Origin of the sequence: Streptomyces sp. NBC_00986 (genome assembly GCF_045162565.1) — a bacterium.
Taxonomy (GTDB): domain Bacteria; phylum Actinomycetota; class Actinomycetes; order Streptomycetales; family Streptomycetaceae; genus Streptomyces.
The window spans coordinates 8,252,585-8,271,790 of record NZ_CP108733.1; the positions used below are offsets into that span (position 1 = coordinate 8,252,585).

Annotated in this window: 11 protein-coding genes; 2 read left to right on the plus strand and 9 right to left on the minus strand. The window is 66.9% G+C overall.

The features are described from left to right. Nucleotides 1-31 precede the first annotated feature (31 nt). The 3 genes from OG504_RS36970 to OG504_RS36980 form a co-directional block, all read right to left on the minus strand. Nucleotides 32-3,289 carry a type I restriction endonuclease subunit R gene (locus OG504_RS36970; protein WP_405993684.1) on the minus strand — a complete coding sequence of 1,086 codons (3,258 nt, stop codon included), beginning with the start codon at nt 3,287-3,289 and terminating at the stop codon, nt 32-34. Between the two features lie 544 nt (nt 3,290-3,833). Further along, on the minus strand, nt 3,834-5,042 hold the full coding sequence (locus OG504_RS36975; protein WP_405993685.1) for a restriction endonuclease subunit S: 1,209 nt from the start codon (nt 5,040-5,042) through the stop codon (nt 3,834-3,836). Further along, nucleotides 5,035-7,482, minus strand: coding sequence for an N-6 DNA methylase (locus tag OG504_RS36980; protein ID WP_405993686.1), 2,448 nt, complete (start codon nt 7,480-7,482; stop codon nt 5,035-5,037). The genes OG504_RS36975 and OG504_RS36980 overlap by 8 nt, the downstream gene beginning before the upstream one ends. Nucleotides 7,483-7,607: 125 nt before the next feature. On the opposite strand from OG504_RS36980, the gene OG504_RS36985 reads away from it, so the two are divergent. Both OG504_RS36985 and OG504_RS36990 read left to right on the plus strand, forming a co-directional pair. Further along, nucleotides 7,608-9,689 (plus strand): 3'-5' exonuclease, encoded by a 2,082-nt coding sequence (locus tag OG504_RS36985; RefSeq protein ID WP_405993687.1) that lies wholly within the window; start codon nt 7,608-7,610, stop codon nt 9,687-9,689. A gap of 17 nt (nt 9,690-9,706) precedes the next feature. Next, nucleotides 9,707-11,524 carry an ATP-dependent nuclease gene (locus tag OG504_RS36990; protein ID WP_405993688.1) on the plus strand — a complete coding sequence of 606 codons (1,818 nt, stop codon included), beginning with the start codon at nt 9,707-9,709 and terminating at the stop codon, nt 11,522-11,524. Between the two features lie 674 nt (nt 11,525-12,198). Here the strand turns inward: OG504_RS36990 and OG504_RS36995 are convergent. The 6 genes from OG504_RS36995 to OG504_RS37020 form a co-directional block, all read right to left on the minus strand. Then, entirely contained in the window at nt 12,199-12,462 is a 264-nt protein-coding gene (locus OG504_RS36995) for a Txe/YoeB family addiction module toxin (RefSeq protein ID WP_405993689.1), read from the minus strand. Next, nucleotides 12,459-12,731 (minus strand): type II toxin-antitoxin system Phd/YefM family antitoxin, encoded by a 273-nt coding sequence (locus tag OG504_RS37000; protein ID WP_405993690.1) that lies wholly within the window; start codon nt 12,729-12,731, stop codon nt 12,459-12,461. Before OG504_RS37000 ends, OG504_RS36995 begins: the two co-directional genes overlap by 4 nt. 269 nt (nt 12,732-13,000) lie before the next feature. After that, the gene (locus OG504_RS37005; RefSeq protein WP_405993691.1) at nt 13,001-14,137 is read right to left on the minus strand and encodes a C40 family peptidase; all 1,137 of its coding nucleotides are present in this window, start codon (nt 14,135-14,137) and stop codon (nt 13,001-13,003) included. 116 nt (nt 14,138-14,253) lie between these two features. After that, entirely contained in the window at nt 14,254-14,790 is a 537-nt protein-coding gene (locus OG504_RS37010; protein WP_405993692.1) for an RNA polymerase sigma factor, read from the minus strand. 164 nt (nt 14,791-14,954) lie between these two features. After that, complete coding sequence (locus OG504_RS37015) at nt 14,955-15,647, minus strand: M15 family metallopeptidase (RefSeq protein WP_405993693.1); 693 nt, start codon at nt 15,645-15,647, stop codon at nt 14,955-14,957. A 217-nt stretch (nt 15,648-15,864) separates the two neighbouring features. Then, nucleotides 15,865-18,984 (minus strand): AfsR/SARP family transcriptional regulator, encoded by a 3,120-nt coding sequence (locus OG504_RS37020; protein WP_405993694.1) that lies wholly within the window; start codon nt 18,982-18,984, stop codon nt 15,865-15,867. Nucleotides 18,985-19,206 lie beyond the last annotated feature (222 nt).

A 19,206-nucleotide genomic window follows, 5' to 3' on the forward strand; every position in this document is an offset into this window, starting at 1 on the left:
CGTCACTGACATTCCCTGCCAGGCCTGGCGTTCAAGGGCGCGGAATCTCCGTACGACGGTGTCCGATCACTTCCACCAGCTGGTCGGCCAGCGAGTCGACCTTGTCGATCGCCGCCGCATCCTTGGTGATCAGTAACTGAACGGTCTGGCGTCGGAAGTCCTCCTGGTCGACCGGGCTACGCCAGAAGTCGCGCCGATGGGTCACCTGCTGGGCGAGGGTGTAGACGCCGGTGCTTATGTCACACAACAACTGGTCGGTCTCAGGGTCGACCACTCCGTCTTGCGCGGTTTCCTCCAACATTACGCCGTACAGGGCCCGTTCGACAGGGCTGAGCGGATCATCCGGCGCGGGGCGGTCCGTTCGCAACTCGGCGACCAAGTCGGCTAGGAGCGCGGCTTGCTGTTCCCAGTTCTCGGCGTACTCGCGCAGAATCTCTTCGAGGCGCTGACTGAGCAGCTTGTAGAAGCGTGGGTCCTTGCCCTGGTTGATCTCGATGTGATCCCGTACGGCGTGCTCCATCTCCGAGGCACGGGTTCGCGCACCGGGCAGTGCCGCTACCTTCTCCTCGAAATCGTCCGCTGTCAGTGACACTGGCGGCAGCTTCTGGTCGATGCCGAGCGACAGCAGGTGATCGTCGAGCAGTTGCCGGACCTTCGCGCCGTACGCGGCAGGGTCGAAGTCGCCACCGTCCACCCGGAACCTGCGCTTGGCCCGCATCGCGATCTCCGCGTAGAGGGTGGCGTCTTTGAGGAAGGGGCGCACGGTTGGTTCGGGCAGGATGACGTCGATAGTGGTGAGAAACCGCTTGAGCTCAGCCTCGAACCTGTCGAACCGGGCCCCGTCGTTCAACAGAAGCACACAATCCTCCAGGGTCGTTCCGGAAGGGGACACACCGTGGTCGGTGAATACCGCTTGGAGGCGGCGACGCATCGGACCCAGCTTGGCGACTTCCTCGCGGAGGTCGACGAGGACCCCATCGACATCGTCGGCAGCGTAGGCCTTGAGCGCTTCGGTCAGATGATTGGCGACCCCGAAGTAGTCGACGACATAACCGCACTTCTTGTCCTTGGCCGGTCGGTTGACGCGGGCCACCGCTTGCAACAGCTCAGCCTGCTTGAGCGAGCGGTCGATGTAGAGCACCTGTTCGATCGGCGCGTCGAAGCCTGTCAACAGCATTGACTTGACGATCAGGAATGCGACCGGGTGCTCGTCCGGGCCGAGTTCCGCCGGAAACGACTTCGTGAAGTCGTCGACCATGCGTTCCTGTGACGTCTGCGCGGTCCACTCAGCGAAGCGCTCTTCTTGCTCGTCCGTGCCCGGTGAGATGACCGGCACGAAGTCCATGGCGCGGAGCAGATCGAGATTTCGGTGCGCGTTGACCTGTGCGATCTGTCGGGCGGTCAGCTGGTCCAGTGGAGAATCGAGCAACCGCGCTGGGACTGTCTCGGCATGGTGGACCAGTTCGTCCCTCGCGGCGAGCAGAGCCGTTCGGTATCGCAGCGTCGCCTCCCGGCTGTTCGCCACCAGCTGGGCCTTGAACCCGCCGGGCAACACGGACGTGACGTAGTGCCGGAGGAGGTGCCTTGCCTTGGCCGTGATCAGCTCTTCTGATTCGAGCACATCGCCCTTAGTGGCGTAACGGCGTTGCAGAGCCTCGCGGTCCTCGTTGCTCTGCTCGGCGAACAGGTCCTCGAAGACCTCGTCGAGGTCACGTCCGTCTTTGACGGCGCCCTTGACGGTGTTGCCCTCGTAGAAGATCCGCACGACCGCGCCGTCGGCCTCGGCGTCGGCCAGCCGGTAGGTGTCGATGACGCTACCGAAGATCTGAGAGGTCTTCTTCTGCTTGCCCATGATGATCGGGGTTCCGGTGAAACCGATCCGGGCGCAGTTGGGCAGCGCCTCCAACAGGTTCATGTGCAGGGTGGAGCTGTGCGACCGGTGCGCCTCATCGATGAGGACCACAATCGCGCTGCTGTCGTTGAGCTCCCCAAGTGAGGGGACAACCTCGCCCAGCTCGCCATTGGTGGACCGCGAGGCTACGTCCTGCTGCTTCTGGATCATCACGGCGACGATGCCCGGGCCGTCGGCCGCCAACAGCCGCTTGGCCTCCTTGACCCGCTTGGCTTCTTCGACCTCTTCACCGGTGAGCCGGAGTGTCTCGGACAACTGTTTCTGTAGCTGGGTCCGGTCCGTGACCAACACGACCTTGACCGCGGACAGTTCCGCTATCGACCGCATACGGCGGACGAGGAACGTCATCGTGAGGCTCTTACCGGAACCCTGGGTGTGCCAGATGATGCCGCCCCGCCGGTCTTGGGCACCGTCCTCCTCGCGCGTGTCACCCGTCAGTAGGCGCTCCAAGGTCTTCTCGACCGCGCGGTACTGCTGGTAGCGCGGTGCGGCCTTGATTCGGATGCCGTTGTCCAGCGTCATGAACGTGACGTAATCGTGGATGATCTGCAAGAGCCGCTTGGGGTGGAGTACCACCGCAGCGAGCCGGTTCTGGTCGGTAACCGACCGCTCATCGCACCCGAGCTGGGCGGCGATGACCACGTCGGTCAACGGGTACGGGTCACGCCACGGCGTGTAGTGCTCAGTGTCGCCTGTGAACGTGCCCAGACGTGCCCGCTCTCCGCAGGTCGCCACGGTCAGCTGGACGGTGTGGAAGAGCTTTGGATTGCCATTAGGGACCCGGCCGCGGCCCTGGCCGGCGTACCGCCGGAGCTGCGTCACGGCCGCGGCGATAGCGTCACCCTTACTGGGCTTCTTGCACTCCACGACGACCAGGGGGATGCCGTTGACCAGTAGCACCTCGTCGGGTGCGATGTGCTTCAGCCCGCTCGTGCCTGGCACGTCGATCCGGAACTGAGACACGACAACGAATTCGTTGCGCTGCCAGTGCTTCCAGTCGATGAAATGGACGCGCTGATCCCGGCCTCCGTCCCAGCCCGGCCGACCCGGCACGGTGACACCCTTGATCAGTAACTCGGTCGTCAGCTCGTTGGCCTCCAACAGACCCCTGGCCCTGATCCGAGTCAGCTCGCCCAGCGCCTGGCTGATCCGAGCGTCGTCCAGCCAGGGTTCCCCATCCGGCCCCGGGTTGATGCCGCGCAGCGCCTTACGCAGCCGCGACTCCATCAGCACCTCGGCGAATGATTCGCGCCCGGACTCCATCGGGTCCTCCGGCTTGAACGCGCCCTTCATCTGGCCCTGCAGGTGTTCCCAACCCATCAGAGCCAGCTGCCGGAGCAGCGGAGCCTCAACCTGTACGTACTCGGGCCCGGACACGAGCGTCCCTCGCTTCAAGTCAGCGTGTGATCACAGGGGTCCCATCATTCCTTGCGGAGACCGCTATACGCCACGGACATTCCTAAACAGTCGGGCAGGTCCCTCGCTAAGTCAGAGTTCCCCGCGCTTCAGTCGCTCCAGCAGCCCGCCGAACGGTGCCCCGCCGCCGGCCAAGCCGCCCACCCTCAGGGTTATTTGGGTCCCTGGCCCCGACGTAGCTGGCCAAAGCTTCGCAAGCTTCACGCAGGTCTGGTCGTTCATGTCGCTGGACGACCCTCCGATCCCTGCTTTGGGTTCCGCCGAGATCCGGCTGACTCTCCTGGCAGAGCCCCTATCATTGACCCTCGCTTGCGACAAGTTTTGCCGTGGTCCCAGTTCTCGATCGCTGAGACCGCCCCCCGGCGCCCCCCGCCACGTGCCGCTCCGACACCGCCGATACGGGGCGAGGTCGCACTATCGTCCCAGCCTGCGCCGAAGAAGCCGGTGCTCACCTCCCACTCGCCTGCCGAGGCAAAGTTATCTGGGTACGCATGCCTACCTGGCTTCAAACCCGTACTCGGCCACTCAGTAGGTCTTCCATCAAGCCCTGTTTGAACTCCAGCAAGCGCCGATGCTCGGACTGAAGACTGGAGACAACCGCATCGATGGCATCCAACTCAGCCACAATTTGCTGTTGCCGTCGAACGTCGATCGGTAGCTCGATGAGCGTCCTACGTAGACTCGTCGGATTAATATTGACCTGATGAACGCCGGGCGTCGCGAATCGCCGAATGCGCTGTTGTACAGCAGGTCGGTTCAACCAGCGGACCAAGTATTCTGGGCATAGGCGGCGATGATCAGGATTGAGGCGTACAAGATATGAGGCGAACGTCGCGACAGGAATCTCCGAGCGCCACAGGGAAGTGCGGCCAACATGCTCGAGGCTATTCGTTCTATTGAAGAGGACATCTCTGTCCCGAAGAAGGAGATCGGGCGGGACGGCCTCCACTGAAACTTTCACTTCATGCAGCCGCATCTTGCCGCCCTCGAGATTGTTCATTCTGAGGGTAGGGATCCCGTCCATGCCCAGTTCGAGTGGGCTCGAAATTCCGTACTCAACGGACGGAATAACTTCAGAAAGCGCCAGCAAATCCCAACCATCTCCTAGATCTTGCGGGTTGGGGTCAATCGGAATCAAAGATTGAGCGAGTGCCTCAGCGCACGCCTTGGCCTTGTCGTGCTCTGCAGAAGCCAGATCGATCCTCATATCGACCGCATCGAGGATCTCCACGATGTGTCGCTGCTCTGAAAGAGGTGGGAGCGGAACTGTGATCTCTCCGAACTCTTTCCCGGAAATCTCTAGAAATGTCGTGCCCGAGGCGCGACGCACTAGCTCTGACGTCAGTCGTCTGAACAGATGGAAGTAGAATCTGGATTCGGCCAAATTGGAATTGAAGGAAATGTTCTTGAATCCCTGATTTGTGGCCATTGGAACACCTGCGATGGTCCTGGCCCCGAGAGTTGCCCGCGTAGTGACGAGCAGTGCCCCGGCTGGCATTAGCGCAGCGGCAGACCTGTTGAGACCTGCCCTTGTAATGTACTCCGCGCTCTCAGTGGTGACAGTCTGAGGATTCTTTGTCAGATCTCCCGGAGTTAGCCACGGAATTGCTCCATTCCACAGACTGGGGTCATCGCGCGACGGCGTTCCCCCAGCGCTGATCTCGCCGATCTCTCGGAGGCATACTTCAGGCCACGGGTACTCACGATCACGCATAGCCGAGCTCCCGCAGCATCTTGTCGACTCGGATGGCCGCAGCCGCGCGCTGGGCTTCGAGTTCGGGAAGGGTCACCGAGTACTTGGAGGCCCACATGCCGTAGCGGTCGATCAGAGCTCTGCGGCCGGTAGCGAGACGGGTGTTGAGGCGGCGGCTTAGGTCGGCCTTGAGGATGCGCATGACCAGGTCGGGTTCGGTCTCGGCCTTGTGGATCTCTCGGACGCCCCTGCCGAGCTGGTCGACGAATGTGGCCTCCAGTTTGCGGACCTTGGACTTGGCCGCGAGAAGCTGGGTGCGCAGGCGCTTCAACGCGACGGGGTCGACTTCTTCGGTCTCGCTGCCATCGTCATCGGGGGGAGTTGTGGCGGCTTTGACCTTGACATCGAGTTCAGCCCGTAGATTCTCGGCTTCCTCAAGCTCGTTGAGGTAGTCGGCGAGGACGTACGGGACCAGCGGGTGTTCCTGAGCCTTGCGTTTGGCGGCTGCCTGGCGCTGGGCGTTCAGTACCGCCGCGTCGTCATCCGCGAAAGCGGTCTGGATCGTTGCCAGCCAACCCTGGACGACTCCACTGAACTGGTGGAAGGCCAGAGTACGGATGTCGTATTGAACGCTGCCCCACCAGGAGGCAACCGCGCCCGAGAGCTGGAAGCGGTCGAGTGTGCCGAGGGGTTCGAGTTCTGCGACGAAAGACTCGAGCAACTCGGCTCGGGTGTCCATGACTTTGTGTGTGCCGGGCAGCTCGCTCAGCCGTTTGCTGTGCCGGCCCCACCAGTCATCGAACGCGTCCCGCACTCGCGCTTCGGCGGGCGCGGCCAGCTCAGGAATACGGGCGGCAGCCGATCGCCAGCCATCTGCCGGGAAGTCGTAGTAGTTAGCATTCCGTTCGACGAACAGGGAGCGCACGTCCACGCCGTAAGCTTGGAACGCGGCCTCGTGCTCATGGACCTCGGGCTTCGGGACGCCGCCGTGCAGGTGGGCCCGTACGTCTTGGGGCTCCGGCGGCGGGGTGTTGTCGACGTATCGCCGAATGTTGAGGTTGAACTGGTTGTCTTCGAGTTCATCGAGCGACACCACGCGGGCGAAGCCAGGGATGTCGTGGGCCGGGTCGGTCAGATAGGCCCGATAGGCAGCGACGATCTTCTCAGCGTGCTCGGGTTCAAGGTAGTTCTGGGCGCGGCCGGACAAGTACTCGCGGTCGGCGTTGATGAACAAAACCTTGCCCCGGTGTGAGGCCGGGCGGGGGCCGGGGCCGCGCAGGATGAGGATGCACGCCGGGATACCAGTGCCGTAGAAGAGATTCGAAGCTAGGCCGATGACCGCCTCTAGCCGGTCGGCCTGGATGACCTTCCTCCGGATCGCCTGTTCCTCGCCGCCCCGGAACAGCACTCCGTGCGGCATGACCGTGGCGCCAATGCCGTCGGGCCTGAGCACGGAGAGCACATGCTGGGCAAACATCCAGTCAGCCTTCTTGCCGGTCTCCGGAGTCCGGCCATATTCGAATCGGTCGGCGTGCTTCATCCCGGCGCGCACGTAGTTCTGTGAGAACGGGGGATTCGTGAGCACCCGGTCGAAGAGCGTCAGCGTCGAACCATCCGGCTCGATATGCAACGGATTGGCGAGGGTGTCGTCGTTCTCCAGGTCGGCGTTGACGATGCCGTGAAGGATCATGTTCATCTTCGAGATGGCCCAGGTGCCGCCGTTGGCCTCCTGGCCGTACAGGCGTAGGTCCTGAGCGTCCTCGCCTGCCTCCGCGACGTACTCCTTCGACATGATCAGCATGCCTCCGGAGCCAGCGCACGGGTCGTACACCCGCATCCCCGAGTGCGGTTCGACTAGGCGCGCCATCATCCGGACGACGCCGCGCGGGGTGTAAAACTCCCCGCCCTTCTTGCCCGCCGAGTCGGCGAACTCGCCGATGAGGTACTCATACGCGGCGCCCAGCAGGTCGGGGAACTCGAAGTCCTCGTTGCGGAGCCGGTAGTGGGCGAAGTGCCTGATCAGGGCCTGCAGTTTCTGGTCCGACAGCGACGTCTTGCCGACCTTGCGGTTGAAGTCGATGTGCCCGACCACGCCCTGCAGTGCTGTGGCGTTGGCGGTCTCCAGCGCGGCCAAGGCCTTGTTAAGCAGGTCCGCGACGCCGTTCTCGGCCGACTTGCCGACCAGGTGTCTCCATCGGGCCGCCGTTGGCACGAAGAAGTCGCCGCCCCGGTAGAACGCCCGGTTGTCGGCGATCTCTTCGGCCTGTGCCTGTGTCCGGCCCGCCTCGATCTGCTCGGCGATGACCCGGCCCCAGATCGTGTCGAACTGGTCGGAGCAGCGCTTGAGGAACAACATCCCGAAGATGTATTCCTTGAACTCCGAGGCGTCCATCTTGCCGCGCAGGATGTCGGCCGCACCGAACAGATGCGCTTCCAATTGCGGCAACGTCAGCTTCGCCACAGGCGGAGCCCCCCAGTCGTCAGTCAAGGCGGGTCACGGAGCCCCTTACGATACTGCCCCGCACGGATCATCAACGACTTACTATGAGGGTCGTCCACCCCGTCGGAGGAGTGTCCGTGCCGCCGTTGGCGATCGCCAAGGAGTTCCTCTCCGAGTACGCCAAGCTGGAGAAGCCGGTCCAGAAGGCTGTGCAGGCCGCGCTCGGGAAGTTCGCCCAGGCCACCCATGCGGGACTGCATCTGGAGAAGCTCAACCGGGCCGAAGACCCTCGGATCAGGACAATCCGGATTAATCAGTTCTATCGTGGGGTCGTCCTGGCGCCGGCGACAGGAGACCTCTACTGCCTGTTGCGTGTCCTGCCGCATGACGACGCCATTGCTTGGGCCACGACGAGGTTGTTCACCGTCAACCAGGTTCTCGGCGTCCTGGAAGTGCGCGACGAGACGCAGCTGCAGAACATGAGCAGCACACTGCGTCTGGCCGCCGAAGCTACACCAGCCAGGCTCTTCGACCATGTCAAGGATTCAGACTTCCGAGCACTCGGTATCGACGACCAAGTGCTGCCGATTGTCCGATTGTTGACTCGGGAGGCGCACCTGGACGCCCTCCAGCACATGTTGCCGTCACTCCAGTACGACGTCCTCGTCGCGCTGGCCTCGGGTATGACGATCGAGGAGACTTGGGGAGAGGTCAGCAAGCATCTCGTCAACGCCGCCAAGCCCGACCGGGTTGAGCCGGACGACTTGTCCGCAGCGATCGGACGGACCCCCGACCAAGTCGCGCTCGTCAGCGGCCCCGAAGAACTTGAGAAGCTGCTGCGCCCCCCGTTTGCGCTGTGGAGGATCTTTCTGCATCCGATGCAGCGCCGGATCGCTTACCACGACCCCTATCTCGGCTCAGTGATGATCACCGGTGGTGCGGGGACTGGCAAGACGGTGACCGCCCTGCACCGGGCTGCGCACCTCGCCGGGTTCCACGACAGCGGCGCGCCGATCCTGCTGACCACCTACAGCCGCCCGCTGACCGCGGAGTTGGCTCGTCAGCTGGACCAACTCGTCGAGAACCCCGAGGACCGCGACCGGATCGAGGTGATCACCACTGATCAGCTTGCTGGCCGGGTTGTCAGCGACCAGCGTGGAAGTCGCCCTGCGGTGCTCACGTCGCGTGAACTGGTCAGCCTGGCCGACACCGTGCACCCGGACTACGCCGGGGAATTCCTGGTCGATGAATGGGAGCAGGTGTTACTCGCCCAGGACGTCACTACGTTGGAGGCGTATCTAGCGGCAGCACGCACCGGCCGAGGCCAGGGTCTAACTCGCTCGGAGCGGTCGTCCGTCTGGGCTGCCATCGAGGCGTTGCGGACTCAGCTGAGCGACCTCGGGCGTTGGTCGTTCCTGCAGGTAGCCGATGAGGCGGCACGAATCCTGCGACAGGTAGACGGGCCTGCCGTCTACCAGCACATCATCGTCGACGAAGGTCAGGACCTACATCCCGCGCAGTGGCGGTTGCTCCGGGCGGCCGTCCGCCCGGGCGCGGACGATCTGTTCCTCGTTGCGGATCCGCATCAGCGGATCTGGCAGCATCGGGTACCGCTGAAGAACACTGGGATCAACATCGTCGGCCGGACACAGCGACTCACCGTCAGCTACCGCACCACACAGGAGATCCTCACCTGGGCCGTCCGGGTGCTGGGACTTGTGTCCGAGGAGGACCTCGATGGCTGGCCCGACAGCCGAGAAGGCTACGAGTCGCCGATGCACGGCCGCCGGCCGATCGTCCGGCGGTTCACCGAGTGGTCCGAGGAACGCGCTGCCGTGGTCTCCCAAGTCCGGGCCTGGCTAGCTGACGGCGTCGAACCGGGTGCGATCGCCGTTGCGGCCCGGGTCAACGCCAAGTCCGACGACGTGGCGGGCGCACTTCGCTCCGCGGGCATAGAGCCCGAGCCGCCGGGGCCCTCCGGCGGTCGGGTCCAGGTCGGCACGATGCACAGCATGAAGGGGCTGGAATTCCAGTGCGTTGCCGTCGTCGGAGTCCAAGACAAGGTGGTGCCGCACGATCGGGCGATCGTTCCGTTGGAAGTCGACAGGGCCGCCCACCTGGAGAGTGTGCAGAGGGAGCGATGCGTGCTCTATGTCGCGTGCACTCGTGCCCGTGACCGGCTGTACGTGTCCTATTCCGGGGCTCCCAGCCCGTTCCTCCCCCGCTGACCTCGAGGAGCCTCCCCATGCGCCCCCTACGCGTGGCCGTCCGGAACGTTCGCGGCGCCCTCGACGTCGAACTGCACATGCGTCCGTTTGGCGCGCTGATCGGTCCGAACAACGCGGGGAAGTCCACTCTGATGGATGCCGTCCTGCTGTTCTATGGTGCACTGGACTGGGACGAAACCCGAGACCTCCCCTGGCACGCGGAGCCTGGTGCAGAATCCTGGGTGGAGATCGACTACAGCGTTGACGCCGCCGAGGCCAAGCAGATCGGCGTCGACCCCGGCGATGGCGATCTCCTCCGGATCCGGCGCTGGTTCACCAAGACCACAGACCGTCTTGCCGGGGCCTACTACCTGATTCCCCAGGACGGCGGTGAACCACAGCCGACCGGCTGGACTAGTGCTGCCAAGCTCGGTCAGTGCGTCTACATTCCGGCGATCAGCAAGATGGCCGACCACATGTCGCTTACCGGTCCCTCGCCTTTGCGGGACGTACTGCTCCTTGCCTTCTCCGAGCGGCACATCGAGACCATGCTCGTGACCGCTAGAGCTGCGCTCGGAACGCTGAGTAGTGCCTTGCAGGAAGGGCCCATCACTGACCTTGAGAGCGATCTTGACGAGGCGCTGATGCCCTGGGGCCTGTCCGCGAAGGTCGACGTCGGAGAGTTGTCCAACGAGCTGATCATGCGACACCTCATCGAGTTGCGACTCCACCAAGACGGCTCTCACCGTCCGCTGGAGACCCAGGGATCCGGCGTGCAGCGCACCATGGTTGCTGCGCTGATCCAAGCGGCGGCACGGCTACGGGCCCAGGCCAAGGAGGGTGCGTTCCGGTGGGTCCTCTTCGAGGAGCCTGAGGCATTCCTCCACCCTTCCCAGGTGACACGACTTGCCCACGACCTGCACCAGCTCGTTGATGCAGGCAACACGGCAGTGACGATCACCACGCACAATGCGTCTGTGATCGCGGCTGCCGAGACCTCCCCTGAAGCGATCACCCGGGTGCGTCGTTCACTGCACCGGATCGAAGTGGCATCGCCTTCTCCCGCTCTTGTGAGCAGGGTTCTCTCGGACATACACACCCGCTCGACCTACGCCATGGGCTCCCGCTCCTGTTTCAAGACTGCCCGTCTTACCCCGGCCAATGAGGAACGGGACCGGGTTCTCTACGACCTGGACGCGCACCGGGCCGCCGCATTCTTCGCTGACCGGGTGATCGTCGTCGAAGGTCCTAGCGATGTGTTGTTCTTTGAGTGGCTGGCCCGTCGGGGTCTCCTGGCCAAACTTGGCCACAATGTCGGCGTCCTCAGTGCGTTTGGCAAATTCGAGCTCCACCGTGCGGCGAGCACCCTGTCCCTGTTCGGCATCCCACACGTTGTCCTCTGGGACGAGGATGCGGTCATGGCTACAACCCAGAGCACCCTCAAGAAGCGGCTGTGCGAGGACGCATCGGCATTAACCGCGTTGGCGGCGTCCGCCAACGATTCAGGGTCATCCTTCGCCGGGGCGGTTCGTCTCACCGGCACCATCGAGCGCTGGCTCGGCATAACCGAGGAGCAGGCCAATCCCTGGAAGGCAGCCAACATCGGCGCGTCTCTCAGCCAAGCCTACGCGGCCCCATCTTCACCGCTGCCGGCACGGGTCAACAGTCTGCTTGCTGTGCTCGAAGACCTGTTCGTGGGTCGGGACATCGCTTCCTACCAGCAGTTGCCGGAGTTTCGGGGTGCGCTGATCTCGTCTTCCCTGCCTCCACTGGCCGGTGACTTGACACTCGAGATTGCGACTTTCCCGCGTCAAACTTGCAGTTGCCCCCTACCCGCGTGGCCACGAGTCATCTGATTGTCCGGTGGTAAAACCGTGAAGCCCGGCCGTCCTAGCCACGACGTAGGCCTTCTCTGCATTATCGACCTCCTCACGCGGATCGTCACAGTCAGTCTGGAGACGATGAAGATCGCGGACCGTCTCGCTGCGCTGGACATCGTGGAGTAGTTGGACGCCAGGACGATGGCGGAGAACAGCGGCTTGGCGACCCTCGACCTTTCTCCGCCAATCCAACCCGTGCATCAGCTTCCAGCCTGAGTACTTGGTCCAGGCGGCAACTTGGTATGCGAGGCTGTCGGTCGCATAGGCGGACGCAGCCGACGCGCCACATCGGGCTGAAGCTGCGTGACGGAACGTGTGATGGGCTGTTGCCCTGGACGTTGGGATCGCCTGGCCTTATCGACCGTGCAGGGTTCTGGACCATGCGGGAGTGTGCACGTGACGTGCACGGCCTCTTGTCACGCGAAGAGTTTGCGCAGCTTAAGAAGGTGCTTTCGCCAAACTCTCATCTATCCGCGGCGTGCAGTCCGGATGGTTTGCTGGCAGCATGCTGCTCGGCCTTCGCGATTGCCATAGTCACGGGGCATCGGAATGCGTTTACCACATACGGCACCGCGCTACGTGTCACCAGGCATGCAAGCGAAACGGCATGGGGCCCGCGAGGTGGTCTCACGGCGCCAGGCATGAGTGGTCTAGTCGTTGTAATGGTAACGAGCCTTGAGGATCTTGACCTCTTTGCTGTCGGCTCGGTAGACGAGGCGGTGTTCGTCGTCGATGCGGCGAGACCAGTAGCCGGAGAGGTCCCCCTTCAACGGTTCGGGCTTGCCGATGCCGTTGAACGGATCGCGCTGGATCTCGCCGATCAGGCGGACGATGCGGCGCACCATCTTGCGGTTGGTCGCGAGCCAGTGCTGGAAGTCGTCCCAGGCGGCTGGGTCGAAGTTGACGTCCCTCACTCGTCACCGGCCAGTTCCTGGAGTTCCTCCAGGGTTTTGGTGACCGCTGTCTGGCCCGCACGGTCGCGGGCGACGGCTTCCATAAGGCGGCGGGCGTTGGCCGGTGAACGCAGGAGGTAGATGGTCTCCTGCCAGGCGTCGTAGTCCTCTGCCGACATGAGGATGGCGTCGCCGTTCTTGGAGTGAATCCGCACTGGCGCGTGGTCGTCGTTGACCTTCTTGATCAGGGGGAAAAGTTCCTTGCGCGCCTCGCTGGCGGTAAGGGTCATGGCGCAGGTCCTCTCGCGGAATGGTACCCGACATCGTACCGGACTGGTACGGAAATTCGTACCGCTTGGGGAGGTGGTCATTCGGGTTAGTGTGCACGCGATGTGCACGGCCTCTGGTCACGCGGAACGCCCGCGCAGCTCAGGGGACGCTTCCTCAGATATCGAAACTATCCCCGGCGTACGGCCCGGCTCGTCTGCCGCCCCGTCTCCGACCGCCGGCCACCGCACACCCCTCAAGGCATACGGCGGCCCGCGGTCTCGGCTCCAGCTCAGCAGGTAGGTACGTCCAGCCAGGCCGCGCCCTTGATGTAGATGTTGGTCATCCAGGAACCGTCCGTCAGCTTGGACCAGGCGTCGTTGGTGTAGCCCTCGGCCGTGACCTCCTGGGCGTGTGCCTGGCAGACGACGTTGACCGTGGTGGGCTGGGCGAAGTAGTCGACCACGCCGGCGTTGACGTTCGGCTGGCTGTGGGTGCGGACGCCGGTGCCCCAGGTCTGGAAGGGCTTGCTGCCTCCTGAGGGCGGCGGGGTGGTGCTGCCGCCGCAGTCCGGGATGCCGGGCAGTGAGGCCGGGCCCTTGATGTAGATGTTGGTCAGCCACGAACCGTCGGCCAGCTTGGACCAGATGTCGTTGGTGTAGCCCTCGGCGGTGACGGTCTCGGCGTGCTCCTGGCACTGGACGGACACCTGGGTCGGACCGGCGAAGGTGTCCACCACGGCACCGCGCACACTCGGCGTGGAGCGGGTGCGCACCCCCGTGCCCCAGGTCTCGAAGACCGTGCCGCCGTTCGCGGGCGGGGGAGTGGGCGTGCCCGAGCCGTTGACCCGGATCGCGCCCGCGTAGTCGCCGCCGGTGCGGACGGGGGCGACCCGGATGTGGGTGCCCGACTCGTACGCCTCGACCATCTGTCCGTTGCCCAGGTACATGGCGACGTGGTGGATGTGCCCGCTGCCCCAGAACATCAGGTCGCCCGGCAGCAGCGGGGCACTGCCCTGCGCGGCGGAGAAGCGGGCCGAGGCCTGCGAGCTGTGGAACTGGTCGTCCGCCGTGCCGTTGAGCAGGTCCCTACCGGTGGCCTGGTAGTAGGCGTAGCGGGTCAGGCCGGAGCAGTCGAAGCCCTTGCGCTCGTTGTCGTGGAGGCTGTCGGGGTCCGAGCCGTCGTAGTAGCCGTAGCTGGCGCCCGGCGTGGCCGCGTGGCCGCCGCCCCAGCTGTACCAGACGCCGATCTGCGAACAGGCGGCGTTCACCGCGGCCTGCGCGACGGCCGAGGCGCCCGGTGCCAGGACACCGCAGGTGGCGTCCTGCGCGGCGGCGTGGGCCGGGGCGGAGACGAACGCGGACAGGGCGAGGACCGAGGCCCCCAGGAGCGCGCCGCTGGTCCGGCGGCGCGTGCTGCTGGTGTTCAAGGAAGTCTTCCTTCGCATGGTCGTGTGCGTGCCGTATGGGTGGCGTCGCCGGGCGGGCCGGGACGGCCGTGGGGACGTGCGTGCCGCTCCCCACCCCCGTGGGGGAGCGGCACGGGCTAGAGGCCGAGCGCGTCGCGCATCTTGGCCAGGCCGCGCATCCGGTTGCGCTGGACCGTTCCGCGGTGGGCGCCGAGGCGTTCGCCCGCGGTGTCGTGGCTGAGGCCCTCCAGGTCCACGAGGATCACCGCCGCGGCCTCCTTCTCGGAGAGCACGCCCAGCAGTGCCAGCGTGGTCTGGGACGCCTCGTAGGAGGCGAGCCCGCCGTCCCAGCCCGATTCGGGCAGCCGGTCGGTGGACTGCTCGCGCCGGGAGGGGTGCTGCCACGCGTCGCGCAGCAGGTTCAGGGCGACGGTGCAGGTGTAGGCGTACGGGTGCTGCTGCACCGTCAGGTTCTGGGTGCGGGCGCGTCGGGAGAGCCGTAGGTAGGTCTCCTGGAGCAGGTCGTCGGCGTCGTGCGGGTTGCCGGTCAGGGCCAGCAGGCGGCGGCGCAGGCGTGGCATGTCGGCGGCGAAGGACGCGTCGAAGTCCTTCGGGCTCATCCGGTCGCCGTCCTCGCGCTGCGGTGGCGGGACGGCGCAGGTTCTGGTCTCCATGCTGTTTCCCCCTCGGTCGTGAACCTCGGTCGTGAACTCGGCCGTACGGTGCGGTCGTTGTGCGTTCCGGTCGGTGGCTGGTCAGGCCGTCGGGCCGGGGGCGCGGCGGCCTGGAGTGCTGGAGGCTGGGGTCTTTTCTAACCAGTAAAATCCCACTGCGGTGGTTAGATTTGCCCCCGGCTTCCAGCACCCCAGGTCGTCGGGCCGGGTGGGGCGGCGGGGCCGTAGCGGGCGGCCGGTGCCCGGCGCAGCAGCGCCCAGTACCGGTCGCCGTACGACCAGTGCCACCATTCGGTCGGGTAGTTGACGAAGCCGGTCGCGTCGAGGGCCCAGCTCATGAGGGCCCGGTTGGCGCGTGCCTCGGCGCTGATGCCGGGTGCCTGGGTGCGGCAGGCGCCGTCGCTCTCCTCGGGGGTCGCATTGACCTCCGTGCCCAGCGGCAGTTCCCGGCCGTCCCGGTCGCACAGCGTCAGGTCGACGGCCCCGCCGCTGACGTGCGGTGCGACCTCCGGTGGGGAGATGTACGCGCTCGCCAGTTCGCGGATCCGCTCCGGCGACGCGTCCGGGTGGGCCCGGCGCATGGTCCCCGCGTACTGCTCGAAGTACCGGCGCTGCAGTTCGGGCGGCCGGTACCCCTCCACCACAAGGAACCGGACCCCGGCCGGCAGCAGCCGCTGGGCCCGCACCAGCCGCCGTAGCGCACCGGCCCTGAGGTGGGCGTAGTGGCCGTCGTCGTCGGCCTGCCGGGGGTCGATCCGCAGGTCGCCCGTGTCGCGCAGGTCGACCAGCGGTTCGCCGCAGTCGTCCTCCGCGACGGCGGCGACCCGGGCGTCCGAGAGCGTGATGATCTCTGTCACGTGCATCAGCATCGCGGACCGCGCTGCAAGTGCTCTGCAAGTTGCCTGTAGGCGGCCCACCAGGGCTTCTGCAGACGGGCGGACGGCTACGGCGACTTCATCCGGGCCGGCCATGGGCGGGGCCGGTTCAGGTCGCCTCGGAGCGGCCTTCGCACACCGGGACCCGCCGGAGTCGCCTCCGGCGGGGCGGGATGAAGGCGCCGTGGCCGCGTACGGACTACCGAGCGCCCGCAGCCGGCTCCTGTGCCTCGCGGCAGCCCAACTCCCGGAAGACGTCGAGTGCTTCGGCCCTGTACGCCCGCGCCGCCGACGCGTCGCCGTGTGCCTCCCGTACCTCGGCGAGGTCCCGGAGTGTGCGGGCCCGCCACAGGGGCAGCCGCAGGGTCTCCCATGTCGACAGGGCCCGTTCCAGCGGCTCTTGCGCGCTGTCCGGATCGCCGGCGGCGAGATGCCACTCGCCGAGCGTGCGCAGGACGAGGGCCTCGCCGAAGCGGTCCTGGCGCTCCCGGGCCACGGTCAGGCACCGGCCGAGCCGCGCCCGTGCCTCGTCGAGGCGGCCGAGCCTCAACTCCGTCTTGGCCAGCGACTGTTCGGTGTACATCACCCCGAAGGTGTCCCGCAGAGCCGAGAAGATCTTCAGTGCCTCGTGCAGCGTCCGCTCGGCGTCCGTGAGCGCGTCCTCGGCCCGGTCGCACAGGGCCAGCGACCGCAGGGTCAGCGCCTCGCCGTGCCGGTCGCCCTCCGCGCGGTACAACTCCAGTGCCCGCGCGAGAGCTTCGCGGGCCTGCGCGCCGCGCCCCTGTTCCCGGTGCACGTATCCGATGCCGTACAGCACCCGGGCCCGGGCGCCTCGCCCGGCGGACTCCCCGTACCGCTCCAGCGCCACGTCCAGCAGCTCCGACGCCTCGGCGTACCCGGCCTGTTCGCGGCGGGCCGTCCCCATCCCGGCGAGGGCGAGCGCCGCGCCCTCGGGTACGTCACCACGCGCCTCGAACAGCCGCAGGGCCTCGCCGAAGTAGGTGTACGAATCCTCGAACTCGTCCTGTTCGTAGCGCAGTTGGCCCATCCCCGCGAGCAGCCACGCCTCGCCCTCGTCGTCCCCGCCGCGGTGTACGGCGGCCATGGCCGCGGCGTGTGAGCGGGACCAGGCGTCGAACTGGTTGTACAGGGCGGCCGAACTCGCGATCAGCGCTCCGGCCAGGTCGCGGGCGGCGCGGACCATGCCGTGGTCGGCGCAGTACTCGACCGCCGCGAGCAGACAGGCCTGTTCGGCGGCGAACCAGGACGTGGGCCGCTCCAGCAGCTCCTCCTCGGTCTCCGCGTCGAGGGCCCGTACGGCGGCCGGTTCGGGGAAGCGCCGGGCGGCGCCGCCCGGGCCGAGGGCGGCCGCCTTCTCGGCGAGACCCAGCCAGGACGCCACCAGCCGCAGCACGGCCGCCGTACGCTCCTCGGCGCTCTCCTCGGACAGGCAGCGCTCGCGGGCGTGTTCGCGGGCCAGGTCATGGATGCGGTACCGGCTGCGTCCCGTCTCGTCGACGCCGATCACGTCGATGAAGTGGCAGTCCACCAGCCGCTCCACCGCCTCCTCGGCCTCCTCCGTGCCGATGTCCAGCAGCGGGGCGGCGATCCAGGCCGCGAAGTCCGGCAGGTCGAGCAGGGCCAGCCGGCGCAGCGCCCGGCGCTCGGGCAACTCCAGGTCGGCGTAGCCGAGTTCGAGGCTGGTGCGCAACTCCAGGTCCCCGGCGCGCAGTTCGCTCAGCCGGCGGCGTTCGTCGCGCAGCCGGTCGGCGAGCCGGCCGGGCGCCCAGTGCGGGCGGGCCGCCAGCCGGGCACCCGCGATGCGCACGGCCAGCGGCAGCCGTCCGCACAGCGAGACGATCTCCGCGGCCCGCTCCGGCTCGGCGCTCGTACGGTCAGCTCCGGCGACCCGGCGCAGCAGTTCGAGCGCCTCCGCCTGACCGGGCACGGCCAGGTCCAGGTGGGCGGAACCCTCCAGCGCCACCAGCCGGCGCCGGCTCGTGACGAGGACGGCGCAGCCCGGGCCGGGGGGCAGCAGCGGACGTACGTGCGCCTCGCCCGCCGCGTTGTCCAGGATCAGCAGGACGCGCCGGTGTCCGATGTGGGTGCGGTACAGCCCGGTCAGCTCCTCGACCGAGGTCGGCAGGGTCTCGGGGTCGGCGCCCATGGCGCGCAGCAGCCGGGCGAGGGCGTCGGCGGGTTGCAGCGGCGCGGTGTCGGCCGCCCGCAGGTCCACGAACAGGCGGCCGTCCGGGAAGAGTTCGGCCGTACGGTGGCCGACGTGCACGGCGAGCGCGGTCTTGCCCGTGCCGGACCGGCCGGAGATCACGCCGATCGGCGGAGCGGTACGGCCCGCCTCGTCGACCCCGCCCACCAGCGAGGCGGCCCAGGCGATCTGCTCGGTGCGGCCCACGAAGTCGGCGATGTCCGGCGGGAGATGGGACGGTGCGGGCCACGCCCGGGGTTCGGGCGTGGCCCGGCCGCCGCCCGGCGGTGACTTCGGGGGCGCCGCGGGTTCCCGCCCGGTGCTGTGCGTGCGGGCGGTGCCGGGGGGGCGCGGGGTGCCCGCCACCTGTGTGTCGTTGGTCAGCGCGGCCTGGTGCAGGGCCTGCAGCTCCGGGCCGGGATCTATGCCCAGCTCCTCGCGCAGGACCGTGCGGCCCTCCCGGTAGGTGCGCAGGGCGTCGGAGACGCGGCCGGTGCGGACCAGCGCGGTCATCAGCTGGCCGCGTGGCCGTTCCCGCAGGGGGTGGGCGGCGACGTGCGCGAGCAGCGGGGCGATCGTCCGGTCCGCGCGGCCCAGCTCGAGATGCAGTCCGAAGGTCTCCTCCTGGGCGACGACCCGCAGTTCGGCCAGCCGGGACGCCTCGATCCGGGCGAACGACTGGCCCAGCCCCTCCAGTGCTTCCTGGCCGCGCCACAGCGCCAGCGCCTCGCCCAGCAGGTCGGCGGCCTCCTCGTGGCGGCCCGCCGCGGCAGCGGTCCGGCCCGAGGCGAGCAGGTCCTCGAACCGGCGGGCGTCGATCTGCGACGGGTCGAGGTCGGCGACATATCCCGGCGGCCGCGTCCGCACCACGGCGTCCTGCGTGACCTGGGCCAGTGCCCGGCGTACGGCGGAGACATGGGTGGCCACCAGGGCGCCCGCGGTGGCCGGCGCCCGCTCGTCCCAGACGCAGTCCACGAGCCGCTCGGTGGAGAGCACCTCGCCGAGGTGGACGACGAGTGCCGACAGGACCGCGAGGGGTCTGACACCGCCGAGCGGGGCCCGCCGGTCACCGGCCCACACCTCCACCGGACCGAGCAGCCGCACTTCGAACATCGTTCCCCGATCGCCGCACCACCCGCCCGATGGAGCACGGCAAAGATAACGGCGAACATGCCCACGACATAGCGAAGGCACAGCAACGGCCGGACCGTCGTGACCGGATTCGATCGATTCGGCGGGCCGGTGTCCCTCACCTGCGACGTCAGGGCAGGTGACGTCTGTCGCGCGCGCCTCCGCCCAAGGGGGCGGCGCTCCTCCCTCCGCACGCCGGTTGGC

Excerpts from the sequence above, each read along its gene's own strand:
- OG504_RS36975 (WP_405993685.1), bottom strand. The coding sequence starts at position 5,042 with ATGCGTGATCGTGAGTACCCGTGGCCTGAAGTATGCCTCCGAGAGATC.
- OG504_RS36990 (WP_405993688.1), top strand. The coding sequence starts at position 9,707 with ATGCGCCCCCTACGCGTGGCCGTCCGGAACGTTCGCGGCGCCCTCGAC.
- OG504_RS37000 (WP_405993690.1), bottom strand. The coding sequence starts at position 12,731 with ATGACCCTTACCGCCAGCGAGGCGCGCAAGGAACTTTTCCCCCTGATC.
- OG504_RS37010 (WP_405993692.1), bottom strand. The coding sequence starts at position 14,790 with ATGGAGACCAGAACCTGCGCCGTCCCGCCACCGCAGCGCGAGGACGGC.
- OG504_RS37020 (WP_405993694.1), bottom strand. The coding sequence starts at position 18,984 with ATGTTCGAAGTGCGGCTGCTCGGTCCGGTGGAGGTGTGGGCCGGTGAC.